The following is a 13,041-nucleotide window of genomic DNA, read 5'->3' as shown; positions in this document are numbered from 1 at the left end:
ACTCACCAGTCCGGCGCAAGTGCGATTCCGTCCGCCTTGGCCGTGATCCTGGTGCCTGCGTGACCCACAAGCAGCTCATCGATGTGCTGGAGCGAACCGATGACGGCCGTACCCCCAGTCTCGCGAGCAAACTGAGCGGCAGCGCGCACCTTGGGTCCCATAGAGCCGGCTGCGAACAGGTCCGGGTCGATCGCATCGGGATGCGCCCGCGTAATCATGCGCTGATTCTTGCCGCGCCAGTCTAGGAACACACCGTCGACATCTGTGGCGATCACCAGCAGGTCAGCGTGAAGATCGCGGGCGAGGACCGCACTGGCGAGATCCTTGTCGATAACCGCTTCCACACCTGACATCACATCGTCGATGCTGTCAAACGTCGTCGGCACGCCCCCACCGCCCGCGCAGATGACAACACCACCCTCGCGAAGCACCCACTCGATCGGCTTGGTCTCGAGAATGCGGAGCGGAGTGGGTGACGGCACAACTCGGCGAAAGAACGCACCATCGGGCTTCATCACCCATCCTCGAGCATCAGCTATGGCGGTTGCCTCGACCTCGTCGTAGACCGGTCCAACGAATTTCGAGGGGTCACTGAACGCCGGATCACCTGAGTCCACGACCGTACGTGTGACCAAGGTGACGATCACACGATCGTTGCCGATGCGATTGCCGAGCTCCTGCTCGATGAGATAGCCGATCATCCCTTCGGTCTGCGCGCCCAACACGTCGAACGGGTACTCGCTGACGTGGTCATACGCCGCCGCCTGCAGCGCGAGCAGGCCCACCTGCGGCCCGTTGCCATGCGAGACGACGAGCTCGTGCTTATGAGCAATTCGCGCCAGTGGACCGCACGCGAGGGCGATCGAAGACCGCTGACTGGCGATTGACATGGGTTCGCCACGCCGAAGGATCGCATTGCCACCCAACGCGACGACGACCCGCATCAGGCTTCCAGAGTCGCGACGAGCATGGCCTTGATGGTGTGCATCCGGTTCTCGGCCTGGTCGAACACGATCGAGTTGTCCGATTCGAAGACTTCATCGGTGACCTCGAGGCTGATTCGACCGGTCTGCCTGAAGATCTTCTCGCCGATCTCCGTCCGACGGTCGTGAAAAGCGGGAAGGCAGTGCATGAAGGCCGTGTCCTCTCGCCCGCTCAGCGACATGAGGTCGCCATTGACCTGGTAGTCGTTCAGCAGCTCAAGGCGCTCGGTCCATACCTTTTCGGGCTCCCCCATCGACACCCAAACATCGGTGTAGACGAAGTCGACACCTTCGAGGCCGCGCTTGGGATCGCTGGTCTGCAGGATCGACGCACCGGTCTCATCCGCGATTGCTTGCGCTGACTTCACGATCGATTCGGCGTTCCAGAGACCTTGCGGGCCGACCATACGCACGTCCATGCCAGACATGGCTCCGGCGACAAGGAGCGAGTTGCCGACGTTGTTCCGCGCGTCTCCGACGTACGCGAACGAGATCTCGTCTCCGGCCTTTCCTGAGTGCTCCAGCATCGTGAAGACATCGCACAGCGATTGCGTCGGATGCCACGTGTCGCTGAGTCCGTTCCAGACTGGAACGCCAGATGAGTGCGCCAGCTCCTCGACGCTCGCATGAGCGAACCCTCGGTACTCGATGCCGTCAAACATGCGCCCAAGCACCCGGCCGGTGTCCTTGACGGACTCCTTGTGCCCTAACTGAGACCCAGTCGGGTCGAGGTAGGTCACGTGGGCGCCCTGGTCATGCGCTGCGACTTCGAACGCACATCGCGTACGTGTCGAGTTCTTGGCGAATACGAGCGCAATGTTGCGACCCTTGAGTCGCTGCACCTCAAGCCTGTTCTTCTTCTCAGCCTTGAGATCCTGAGCGAGCAGGATGAGCCCCTCCCACTGATCAAGGGTCAGGTCGAGCTCCTTGGTGATGCTCTTTCCGCGGAGTCCAAGGCGTGTACGGGGGAGCTCGAAGCCGAGCTCAGGGTCTAGCAGCGTCATGACGACACCGCCTCTCTGACGATGGGACAGGTCATGCATCGGGGTCCACCGCGACCTCGGCCCAGCTCTGAGCCGATGACAGGAATGATCTCGATGCCGTTCTCCGTGAGGTACTGATTGGTAAACGTGTTGCGCTCGTAGCCCATGACGACTCCCGGTGAGACGGCAAGGAAATTGGTTCCGTCGTCCCACTGCTCGCGTGCTGCCGTCATACGGTTCATCGGCACTTTGAGGACACGGAGCTTGTCGATCTCGAGCGCTTCGGCGATCGCCGCGAACAGTTCACGGTTCTCTCGCACTTCGTAGTGGCCGCGCTGACCGACGGGCGCCAGCGTGAACGACCGCAGTTCCTCCGGCAGGTACGGATAGACGCAGAACGCGTCACGGTCGACCATCGTCATGGCCGTGTCCAGGTGCATGAAAGCACGCGTCTTGGGCAGCTCGACCACGATGATCCGCTCGGCCGTACGAGTCTCGAACAGGCGCTGTGCCAGTATTTCGACACCCTGCGGGCTGGTGCGCTCCCCCATACCGATCATGACGGCACCGTTCCCGATGACCGTGATGTCACCACCCTCGATCGTTGCTGGCTCGTGCTGCAGCGAGTCGTTGCCGTACAGGAACGTGAAGTCGCTGCCCTTGAACATCGGATGGAAGTTGTACATCACCTGAGAGTTGATGGTCTCTCGCTTGCGGGCTGGCTTGGACATCGGATTGATCGATACGCCGCCGTAGATCCACGCCGAGTTGTCACGTTGGAACAGATGGTTTGGCAGAGGTGCGAGCAGGAAGTCCTCGTCGTCGAGGTACTCCATCAGCAGGCTCGACGCGTGAAGCAGTGGTGCGATCTCACGCTTGAGCACACCTCCGATCAACAGGTCTGCCAGCTCGACCGCCGGGGTGCCGCCGACCAGTGTGTCCAGCGGAGCGTCAAGCGCAGGGCCGAACTGGGTGGCCGTCGTCAGCTGGTCCTGGAGAAATTCGCGAGCACCGGGCTGATCGAGCGCAGTCGCCAGCAACTCCTCGAAGTGGTGCACTGTCGTGCCACGAGCACGGAGCTGGGCGACGAAGCCATCATGCTCTTCTCGAGCCCGCTCGGCCCACATGACGTCGTCGAAGAGCAGCTCGTCGACGTTGCCGGGAGTGAGCCGCGACAGCTCACTCCCGGGTCGGTGAACGATGACTTCCCGCAACACCCCGACCTCTGAATCCACATGGAATTTCATCTGCTTGTCTTCGGCTGTTGGCTGGCCCGATGCCGAGAGGTCGGTCGTCATAGGGTCGCTCCGATCGCGATGAAGGCGGTGCACAGGACCACGAGGACGAGCAACAGAGGTGCGATGAACCGCAGGTACTGGTCATACCTGACCTTCGCCAGCGCCAAGCCGCCCATGACCACTGCCGAGGTCGGAGTGATGAGATTGACGATGCCCGAGGCCGACTGGAACGCCGTTACGACCATGGCACGCGGAACATTCGCAAAGTCGGCAAGCGGCGCGAGAATCGGCATGGCGAGGGCCGCGTGCCCAGACGTCGAAGGAACCAGGAACGCCAACGGGATGTTGATCAAGAGCATCAGCCCGCCGAACACACCCGCTGAGGTGTTGCTCACGACGTCCTCCATCGAGTGCAAGACCGTGTCGGTGATCTCAGAGTTGTTCATGATCACGGTGATGCCACGGGCGAGCACGATGATCAGGCCGACACCGATGAAGTCGCCAGCGCCCCGTACGAGGGTGCTGGTCAGGCCCTGTTCGCCGAGTCCGCCAATGAGACCGACGACGATCGACATCACGATGAAGAGTGCTGCCAGCTCCGGGAAGTACCAGTCGAGCTGCCATCCGTAGCTGGCCGCGTCGGGACCTCCGATCACCTGAGCCCACGGGACGATGGCGAAGATCATGAATGCGAACGTCAAGCCCACGATCGCCAGGACGCTCTTCTGTCTACCGGTCAGCTCAGGCACTTCACCCACACCTAGAGCAATCAGCTCTGCGTCACCCTCCTGAGCACCGACCAACGACTTGGTCGGGTCAGCCTTGACCTTGCCGGCGTAGCGGACGACGAACAGAACGCCTACGGGCACGAGGACCACGTACATCAGAAGCCTGAACCCGATGCCGTCGCCAATTGAGATGCCTGAGGCTTCAGATGCAACCCCCGTGGCGAACGGGTTGACCGTGGAGGCGAGCACACCGATCCCTGCGCCGATGAGGATCGTCGCCGCAGCGACCATGCGGTCGTATCCCAAGGAGAGTGCGAGTGGGATGACCAAAGCGTAGAACCCGAGCGTCTCCTCGGCCATGCCCTCTGTGGTGCCGCCCAGCGAGAACAGCACCATGAGGATCGCGATCACCACAACGCCGTGGGACTGAAAGCGGCGCGCGACACGTGCAACACCCGCGTCGATCGCTCCGGTCTTCATCGACATGGTGATGAAGATGCCGATGGCGAGCACAAACATGAACACGCCGACAGCGCCGAAGAGCTCACCCGACTCATACGGACCGATGAACCCGCCCTCGCTCGCCTTGACACCGTAGAGACCGTTGACCGGCGCCATGAAGAGCTGCATCAGGCGATCACCGAAGCTCAGGCCAGAGTCAACACCCTCGTACGATCCTGGGATCGGCGCCCCCGAGTCGTCGAGCTTGTAGGCACCGGTCGGGACGATGAATGCGAGCAGCCACACCAAAACGGTGACACCGAAGAGCACCGTGAACGCGCTCGGAAAATGAAACGTACGCTTCGGCTTCGTAGCCGCTGGACTTGTGGCCATGACTTCTCCTGGTGTGAGGTGATGACTCCCACAGTCGCGCTGCAGGAACGGTGAATTCAGGGGCGGATGCCCTGATCGGAGGGGTCCTTGGTCCCAGCGTGGGAACGGACTGTTCCGGTGCGAAGCTCGGCCGCGATGTGGTTGGCCCACGCATCAACAGCGGCCCAGTCCCGGTGGTCGCCTGGTAGAGCGTGGACACCCTTGACCACGAGGCGTTCAAGGAAGGTGAGATGGCTGGTGTCGAGCTTGCCGCCGAACACCATGTGCTCATCGGCCTCGCCGATATCAGCCATCGCATCGGCCGAGATCACCTGCGCGTTCTCTGATTCGATCTCGGAGATCGGCCCAGTGCTGAACAGCCACAGGTCCTGGGGCATGTCTTCGCGTAGGTATTCGAGTGCGTGGGCCGCACTGTGCATCCAGTGTCCGTAGTAGATGGCGCTTCCAAGGACGACCGCATCGGCCCCGTCAAAGACCCTCAGATCACGGAGATCGCCCCGGACCACATGCCATTCGTCTGGGAGTACACGTCCCAACGTTTCGGCGATGCGATCGGCGATCTCGCATGTTCCTCCGTGACGACTGGCCGCAGATACCACCAGAGTCTTGACGGCTGCTGGCGTAGTCATCTCAAGCACCCCGGTAGTCGGCCGGCACAACTGCAACGGGGCAGTTCGCTTTGCGCAGCACGTCCGAGGCAAGAGGCCTCGAAATCGCGAACGGCATCGTGCGTCCGTGTGGCCTTCCAACGACAACCAACTCGGCACCACTCGTCGCCCTGGCCACGACATCTTTCGGGTCTCCGACGGCGAACACGTCCATCACGGCAACATCTGGGAAGGCGTCGCGCCATCCAGCAAGCACTTCAGACATGTTCGCGCGAAGGTCGGCGACATCCGATGGCAGAGTCCCTGGCGGGACGGCATGCAGAACGTGCAGCACGCCGTTGCGGGCGTCCGCCTGCTCGAAGGCAAATCGAAGTGGCCCGTCGGCCGAGGTGTCGCCATCGATTGTGACGACAACGTCGCCTTCCATGGATTTCGGATAAGCGACTTCAGGAACAATCACCACGGGGCATCGAGCATGCATCGCAACGTGACCAGAGACTTTCGTACGGATCAGCCGGTCATACCAAGGCACGTCATCAGCCCCAAGAACCAGCATTCGCGCCCCATCGGCCACCCTCTTGAGAACTTCTGTAGGGATTCCGTCGGCCAGCGTGAACTCCGCGTCTGATATGTCCAGCTCGTCATTCAGGAACTTTCGCGCATCGTCCAAGACGTGTTGCCCGACATCCCGCAACGACTTGAGGATGCCCAGCTCGGGGTAGACGGCAGCAGTTTCTACGGCGGGTCCTGCGGCATTGACGATCTGTAGATGTGCTCCGACAAGCCGAGCCTGTCGTGCAGCGAATCGCAGCACACTCTGCTGCTTGTCGACGATGCCTACGACGACGACTGGCTTGACGGACTTCATGACTCCTCCAAAGCGGGCTAGGTGCTTCCACGATGCGCTCCATTCGCTTTCCGGGGTACGGGCTCCTGACCACGATCGGCGGGACCAAAGTCCACCTCCTCGGGCGTAAGGTGAGCCGCAGACCGCATCACGACTGGGAGGGTCTATGCCAGACCAACGTCAGAGCAGTCCGGGGCCGACTCTGGAATTCGAAGTACTCCTCGCGCAGTTCGTTGACCGGGCCGAACAGATGATCGGCTCCCAGTCCCGCATGCGAGATCTGATCCGGGTGAACAACGACCTGACCAGCAATCTCGATCTGCCAACCGTTCTGCGCCGAATCGTCGAGATCGGAGTTGAACTCATCCAGGCCCGCTACGGTGCGATGGGAGTGATCGGTGACGAGCGACGACTTGAGCAGTTCATACACGTCGGAATGGACAAGGAGATCGCCGACCAGATCGACCACCTACCCGAAGGCAAAGGTCTCCTCGGTGCACTGATCGACGATCCGCGGCCGGTGCGACTCAGCACCATCTCGTCTGACGCACGGTCAAGCGGTTTCCCCGCGAATCATCCACCCATGAACAGCTTCATCGGGGTGCCGATCCGGGTTCGCGATGTGGTGTTCGGGAACCTCTATCTGACCGACAGCAAGAACGGTGAGTTCTCCGCAGACGACGAGGAGTTCGCCCAGGCCCTGGCCGCCACGGCCGGCATTGCGATCGAGAATGCCCGCCTGTTCGAGGACTCCGAGTACCGAGCTCGTTGGTCAACTGCCCTCGTCGACGTGTCACGCCGACTCATGACGGCCGATGAGAGCGACGAAGTCGATGCACTGATCAGCAGAGTCCGTGAACTGGCCGATGCTGACCTCGTGAGCGTCGCCATGCTCAACGCCGACACCGATGAGCTCACAGTCGATCGCGCCACCGGCGTGGGCGCTGATCAGCTGCTGTCCATGTCATTCCCGGTGTCCGAAACCCTCGCGGATCGAGTCCTCCGTACCGGCGAACCCACGGTTGTCAGCTACCTCAGCGAGCACGGCAGCCTTGGCATCGACCAGCAGTCCTTGCTCGACAACGCCATGCTCATACCGTTCAGTGCTGGCGAAAAGTTCGCAGGGTTACTGACGATCGCGCGGGCAGTGGGTCGATCGACATTCGCGCCACGCGATCTCGACATGGGTATGTCGTTCGCCGGACACATCAGCGTGGCCCTCGATCGCGCCGATGCCAGATCCACTCGCCGTCGGGTTGCACTGCTTGAGGATCGAAGCCGCATCGCGCGGGACCTTCATGATCACGTCATCCAGCGCCTTTTCGCGACGGGTCTCAACCTTCAGGCTGCTGCATCAGCTGCAGACGCGGATCTGGCCGACAGGATCACTTCCCAGATCCAGGAAATCGATGGGGCGATTGCGCAGATCCGGCAGAGCATCTTCGCGATTCGTCGCGACTCCGAAAGCACCGGAGTGAGCCTGCGGGCGCGCATCCTGGAGATCGTCGAGCGGACAGGCGATCAGCTACCCAACAAGCCGCGAGTCACGTTCCAAGGTCCTGTCGACCTGATGGCTGATGCGAGCCTCACCGACGACATGGCTGCTGTTGTCACGGAGGCCCTGACCAACGTAGTCCGCCACGCCCATGCAAATCATGTCGACATCTCCGTGTCGGCTGTGTCAGGGCAGGTCAGTATCGAGGTAGCCGACGACGGGGTCGGACCCGGTGAATCGCCCCGGCTCAGCGGACTGTCGAACCTCCGGGAGCGAGCCGAGTCACGAGGCGGCACGTTCGAGATCAGCGCTGCTGGCGGCGGCGGTACGCGGGTCGTCTGGTCCGTGCCGAGTTGAACGGCGGCCGTCAGCTCTCGCCGAGCAGCCGGCTCGCGAACACTGCGGCCTGGGTTCGACGCTCAAGACCAAGCTTGGACAAGACGTTCGACATGTAGTTCTTGACCGTCTTTTCGGCAAGGAACAGCCGCTCACCGATCTGACGATTGGTCAGGCCTTCGGCGACGAGCTCTAGAATCCGTCGTTCTTGCGCGGTCAGGGACTTCAATTCCTCAGGCTCACCGGGAGCGCCCTCGCGCAGACGTTCCATCACCTTCGCGGTCACGCTTGGATCAAGCAAGGAGCCCCCCGATGCGACGTGGTGAACCGCCTCAATCAGGTCCTGACCCGTCACCTGCTTCAACACATATCCCGCAGCGCCGGCCATGATCGCGGCGAACAACGCCTCGTCATCATCGAACGACGTGAGGATGATCGCCTTGATCTCAGGGTGGCTCGAGCGAATCTGCCGACATACCTCGATACCGCTGCCATCGGGGAGCCGGGCATCGAGAACAGCCACATCCGGTTTGAGCGCAGGTATGCGCGCCAACGCACCTGCAGCTGTTCCCGCCTCGCCCACGACCTCGATGTCGCCGCTGCTCTCCAGCAACTGCTTGAGACCGGTCCGGACAACTTCGTGGTCATCCAGCAAAAAGACGCGCGTCGTCATGAACTCTCCTTGGGACGGGAGCGTTCAGTATCCCGGCCAACGTCTCGAAACGTCGAGGGTCCAAGGTCCCTAGTGACTAGTCGGCGAGCGCGAGTTCTGCGGCTTCGTCCTCGGTGAAGACCCGCGACCGGATGATGAAGCGGTTTCCGGTTGGGCCCTCAATGGAAAATCCCGCGCCTCGACCTGGTACGACGTCGATCGTGATGTGGGTGTGTGACCAGTAGTTGAACTGCTCGCGCGAGATCCATACGGGAGCGACCTCGCTCGCGCCGTAATCCAGGTCGCCCAGATGTACGTCCTGATGACCCGTCAGGAAGGTGCCCTCCGTGAAGCACATCGGCGCGGACCCGTCACAACATCCGCCTGACTGGTGAAACATCAGCGGCATGTCGTGCGAGGCCCGAAGGCTGCGGAGAAGTTCCGCAGCCTTCGGGGTGATCGCGACGCGTTCGACCATCAGAAGAAGCCGAGCTTGTTCTGGTCGTAGGACACCAACAGGTTCTTGGTCTGCTGGTAGTGGTCGAGCATCATCTTGTGGTTCTCACGGCCGATACCGGACGACTTGTAGCCACCGAACGCGGCGTGGGCGGGGTACTGGTGGTAGCAGTTGGTCCACACTCGACCGGCCTGGATGTCGCGGCCGGCGCGGTATGCCGTGTTGGTGTCGCGGGACCAGACACCTGCGCCGAGACCGTACAACGTGTCGTTCGCGATGTTGATCGCATCGTCGTAGTCCTCGAAGCCTGTGACCGAGACGACCGGTCCGAAGATCTCTTCCTGGAAGATCCGCATCTTGTTGTTGCCCTGGAAGATCGTCGGCGCCACGTAGTAGCCGCCCGACAGATCGCCGCCGAGGTCGACGCGCTCACCACCGGTGATGATGCGCGCACCTTCCTTCACGCCGATGTCGAAGTACGACAGGATCTTTTCGAGCTGATCGTTGCTCGCCTGAGCGCCGATCATGGTGTCAGTGTCGAGCGGGTTGCCCTGCACGATCTGCTTGACCCGTTCGGTTGCTGCGGGAAGGAACTGTTCGAGGATCGAGTTCTGGATCAGTCCGCGGCTCGGGCAGGTGCACACTTCGCCCTGGTTGAGAGCGAACATCGCGAAGCCCTCGAGCGCCTTGTCATAGAACGCGTCATCGTGCTTCGCCACATCTTCGAAGAAGATGTTGGGGCTCTTGCCACCGAGCTCCAGCGTCGAGGCGATCAAGTTCTGGCTCGCGTACTGCGCGATCAGTCGACCGGTCGTTGTCTCGCCGGTGAAGGCGATCTTGCGGATGCGTGAGCTCTGCGCGAGCGGTGCACCCGCCTCGACACCGAAGCCGTTGACGATGTTGAGGACACCGGCGGGCAGCAGGTCCCCGATCAGCTCGATCAGCAACATGATCGATGCGGGGGTCTGCTCGGCCGGCTTGAGGACGATGGCGTTGCCGGCAGCCAAAGCCGGTGCAACCTTCCACGTTGCCATGAGCAGTGGGAAGTTCCACGGGATGATCTGGCCGACGACTCCGAGCGGCTCCTGGAAGTGATAGGCCACGGTGTTGTCGTCGAGCTGCGACAGCGAGCCTTCCTGCGCCCGGATCGCACCAGCGAAGTAGCGGAAGTGGTCAACCACGAGAGGCAGATCGGCAGCCATGCACTCACGTACGGGCTTGCCGTTGTCCCACGTCTCGCCGACGGCGAGCATCTCAAGGTTCTGCTCGATGCGGTCAGCGATCTGGTTCAGGATGTTCGCGCGCTCCGTCACTGAGGTCTTGCCCCAGGCAGGTGCAGCGGCGTGTGCCGCGTCGAGCGCGGCTTCGATGTCCTCGGCGGTGCCGCGGGCGACTTCGGTGAAGACCTTGCCGTTCACCGGCGAGACGTTTTCGAAGTATTGGCCCTTGACCGGCGCGACATACTCGCCACCGATCCAGTGGTCATAGCGGGGCTTGTAGGAAACGACGCTTCCCTCGGTACCCGGCTGAGCGTAGACAGTCATGGGGGTGCTCCTTTGTGGTCAGTTATCGTGACCGTAGTCACACCGACGTTGCACAAAGGTTGCTCAGCCGAGCTCCTCATCCAGGCGCGCAACATGCGCCGCCACTTGGGCATAGCGGGGTGATGTGAGCGGCAGGACCTCGAGGGTGCGCTGCCAGATCTCGAAGTCGTCACGCCCATGGGCGGTGTCGGCGAACGACAAAAGCGCGTCCGCGTTCTCGCTCATCAACAGGCAGGAGCGGACATGCATGTGCAGCTCGTCGCGCAGACGCTCGATCGCAGGTGCGGTCGATGTCGGAAGTATCGGACCCCGGTATGACGCGACTGCCTGGCGAAGCTGCCCCCGGGCGAGTTCGTCACGAACGCGGACGACATCCGTCTCGATCACGTTCTTGAGGCGATAGGGACGCGAGGCCAATTCGATCGGTCCGAGCGCCGATCGAAGGCGGGACATCTCTGCCCGAATGGTCACCTTCGCCTGTTCGTCATCGCTGAGAGCCACGCCCAGTTCGTCCGTCGTGAGGCCATCCGCTGACTCGGAGATCAGGAGCAGCAGCTCACTGTGCCGGAGACTGAGCCGGGTCGTGGTGGATCCGTGGCGCAGTGTCGCGCCATGGCCGCCCAGCACGTCGAGTGCTGGCAGCGACCAACCGCTCGAGACGACAGCCGGCTTCGACGGACTCAACCGTTCGATGCGCAGCTCCGCCTCCACAGCCGCAACAGTCGCGCGTACGAGCGTCAGGCTCTGGGGCGTTGCAACCTCAGCACCGCCGGTGAGGTCGAGCACGCCGAGCACCGCCCCGGTGTCGGGATCGTGGATCGGTGCTGCCGAGCAGCTCCATGGCGTGACCTGCCTGGCGAGGTGCTCTGGTCCGAAGATCTGCACCGGGCGATCGAGCGCAAGGGCGGTACCTGGCGCATTGGTGCCGGCGATCGTCTCGCTCCAGTCAGCGCCGGGGACGAAGTGCATGGATTCGGCACGCGATCGCAACGACGCCGACCCCTCAACCCACAGCAGCTGACCGGCGGCATCACTCACCGCGACGAGCAAGCCCGCGTCGGCAGCGCTCTCGACCAGGAGCCGCCGGATCACCGGCATGCCCGCCGCCAATGGGTGCGTGTCACGGATCTCGGCGAGGGCAGCATCATCGAGTCGGATGACTGCCATCGCCCGCTCCGGGTCGAGTCCGCCGTCGACGCTCCGCTGCCACGAGTCCAGCACCAGCTGGCGCAAGGCGGGGTCGGCCTGGCCCGAGCTCACGAACTCGTCGTGTGCCTCGTTCAGATATCTCGACAGCGACGCCGGGTCTGCACCCGGCGGCATCGCGAGATCGTGCTTGCCCACCATTTCTGGAGTGTACGTCCTCGTATTGCCGGTCGTACCGGGCCAAACGTCCCTTTCGCCTACCGCTGACTCATTCCCAGCCGAAGCCGTCGAGGTCGGTGAACGTACCGGCATCGCTGCTGATCGCGATACGGTGCGAACCCGTGCCGCCGACTGGCACCCCGGCGTCCTTGGCGAGCGCCTTGTGGCCGTAGAGCGCGAGCTTGACGTTCGTGGTCTCGAACTCGACGTATTTGCTGCCGAAGCTCCTGCCGACCTTCAGACCTTGATCGGCATAGAACTGCTTGGTCGCCTTCACGTCGTCAACGCCGAGCAGAAGTACGACATCGTCGATCTGCCGGGTCGCCGGTCCAGTCTCCTTCTTCGACGAGGAGGCGATCTTCCAGATCGTGCCGTCGGGCGCCCGGAGCGATCCGCCGTATCCCCAGAAGCTCTTGGTCACCGGCTTGATCTCGGTGGCGCCGGCTTCGAGGGCTGAGGAGAAGAGGCTGTCGACGGTCGACGGCTGGGCGACGACGAGCGACAGCGTGTAGCCGCGGAACCCTTCGCTTGGCTCGTCCGATGCCTGTCGAAGCTCGATCTGCTTGTCGACGTCGAAGGCGGCGGCGTAGAAGGCCTTGGCGGCCGTCGTGTCAGTTACTTCGAGGGTGATGTGGTTGATGTTTGTCATGACCACGACGTTATGTGCGCAGTGCCCTCGGCTGCTTCTCGAAAACTGATCAGTCCAGCCGTCTTCGTGCGGCTGGCAGACCACCAGCGCAGGAGGCAGCGCCCGAACGTCCCGGTCAGGTGGGGTCTTTGTCCCCTGCTCCGCGCGATCGAACCAGGCGGAGCATCGAGGTATGGCGACCGCAAACGATGTGACCGATGTACAGCGAGCGCCAGAGCGGTCTGCCATGAGTCACCTGACGTCGAACCATCACGTGGCGGAGGTGTCTACCGACCCGCGCGGCGATGCAGGGCGACACTCACGTCGGCAACACCTTCGGGTC

The 13,041-nt window shown here is 62.4% G+C and carries 12 protein-coding genes; 1 reads left to right on the top strand and 11 read right to left on the bottom strand.

Translation table 11 applies throughout. From position 1 onward, the window contains the following. Positions 1-2 precede the first annotated feature (2 nt). The 6 genes from arcC to V6M39_RS03235 are packed head-to-tail and all read right to left on the bottom strand — an operon-like array spanning position 3 to position 6,242. Positions 3-944: a carbamate kinase gene (arcC, locus tag V6M39_RS03260; protein ID WP_332642238.1), complete on the bottom strand. Its 942-nt coding sequence runs from the start codon at positions 942-944 to the stop codon at positions 3-5. Further along, entirely contained in the window at positions 944-1,987 is a 1,044-nt protein-coding gene (argF, locus tag V6M39_RS03255) for an ornithine carbamoyltransferase (protein ID WP_332642237.1), read from the bottom strand. Before argF ends, arcC begins: the two co-directional genes overlap by 1 nt. Further along, a complete protein-coding gene (locus V6M39_RS03250; protein ID WP_332642236.1) occupies positions 1,984-3,264 on the bottom strand; it encodes an arginine deiminase in 1,281 nt (426 codons plus the stop codon). The genes argF and V6M39_RS03250 overlap by 4 nt, the downstream gene beginning before the upstream one ends. Then, on the bottom strand, positions 3,261-4,766 hold the full coding sequence (locus V6M39_RS03245) for a YfcC family protein (protein WP_332642235.1): 1,506 nt from the start codon (positions 4,764-4,766) through the stop codon (positions 3,261-3,263). The genes V6M39_RS03250 and V6M39_RS03245 overlap by 4 nt, the downstream gene beginning before the upstream one ends. Before the next feature lie 56 nt (positions 4,767-4,822). Next, positions 4,823-5,395: a flavodoxin domain-containing protein gene (locus V6M39_RS03240; protein ID WP_332642234.1), complete on the bottom strand. Its 573-nt coding sequence runs from the start codon at positions 5,393-5,395 to the stop codon at positions 4,823-4,825. 1 nt (position 5,396) lies between these two features. After that, the gene (locus tag V6M39_RS03235) at positions 5,397-6,242 is read right to left on the bottom strand and encodes a universal stress protein (RefSeq protein WP_332642233.1); all 846 of its coding nucleotides are present in this window, start codon (positions 6,240-6,242) and stop codon (positions 5,397-5,399) included. 145 nt (positions 6,243-6,387) lie between these two features. Here V6M39_RS03235 and V6M39_RS03230 point away from each other — a divergent pair, with 145 nt between their 5' ends. Continuing rightward, positions 6,388-8,073: a sensor histidine kinase gene (locus V6M39_RS03230; RefSeq protein WP_332642232.1), complete on the top strand. Its 1,686-nt coding sequence runs from the start codon at positions 6,388-6,390 to the stop codon at positions 8,071-8,073. A gap of 10 nt (positions 8,074-8,083) precedes the next feature. Here the strand turns inward: V6M39_RS03230 and V6M39_RS03225 are convergent, their stop codons facing one another. From V6M39_RS03225 to V6M39_RS03205, 5 genes are all read right to left on the bottom strand, one after another. Beyond that, positions 8,084-8,725 carry a response regulator transcription factor gene (locus V6M39_RS03225; RefSeq protein WP_332642230.1) on the bottom strand — a complete coding sequence of 214 codons (642 nt, stop codon included), beginning with the start codon at positions 8,723-8,725 and terminating at the stop codon, positions 8,084-8,086. A gap of 76 nt (positions 8,726-8,801) precedes the next feature. Then, on the bottom strand, positions 8,802-9,182 hold the full coding sequence (locus V6M39_RS03220; RefSeq protein WP_332642229.1) for a DUF779 domain-containing protein: 381 nt from the start codon (positions 9,180-9,182) through the stop codon (positions 8,802-8,804). Continuing rightward, positions 9,182-10,705 (bottom strand): acetaldehyde dehydrogenase ExaC, encoded by a 1,524-nt coding sequence (gene exaC, locus V6M39_RS03215; protein ID WP_332642228.1) that lies wholly within the window; start codon positions 10,703-10,705, stop codon positions 9,182-9,184. Before exaC ends, V6M39_RS03220 begins: the two co-directional genes overlap by 1 nt. 63 nt (positions 10,706-10,768) lie before the next feature. Next, positions 10,769-12,052: a GAF domain-containing protein gene (locus V6M39_RS03210; RefSeq protein WP_332642227.1), complete on the bottom strand. Its 1,284-nt coding sequence runs from the start codon at positions 12,050-12,052 to the stop codon at positions 10,769-10,771. A 67-nt stretch (positions 12,053-12,119) separates the two neighbouring features. After that, a complete protein-coding gene (locus V6M39_RS03205; protein ID WP_332642226.1) occupies positions 12,120-12,719 on the bottom strand; it encodes a glyoxalase in 600 nt (199 codons plus the stop codon). Between the last annotated feature and the right edge of the window lie 322 nt (positions 12,720-13,041).

It is taken from the genome of Aeromicrobium sp. (assembly GCF_036675695.1).
GTDB lineage: Bacteria > Actinomycetota > Actinomycetes > Propionibacteriales > Nocardioidaceae > Aeromicrobium.
The sequence above is the reverse complement of the archived record's forward strand: the minus strand, read 5'-3'. Positions and strand labels throughout refer to the sequence as shown.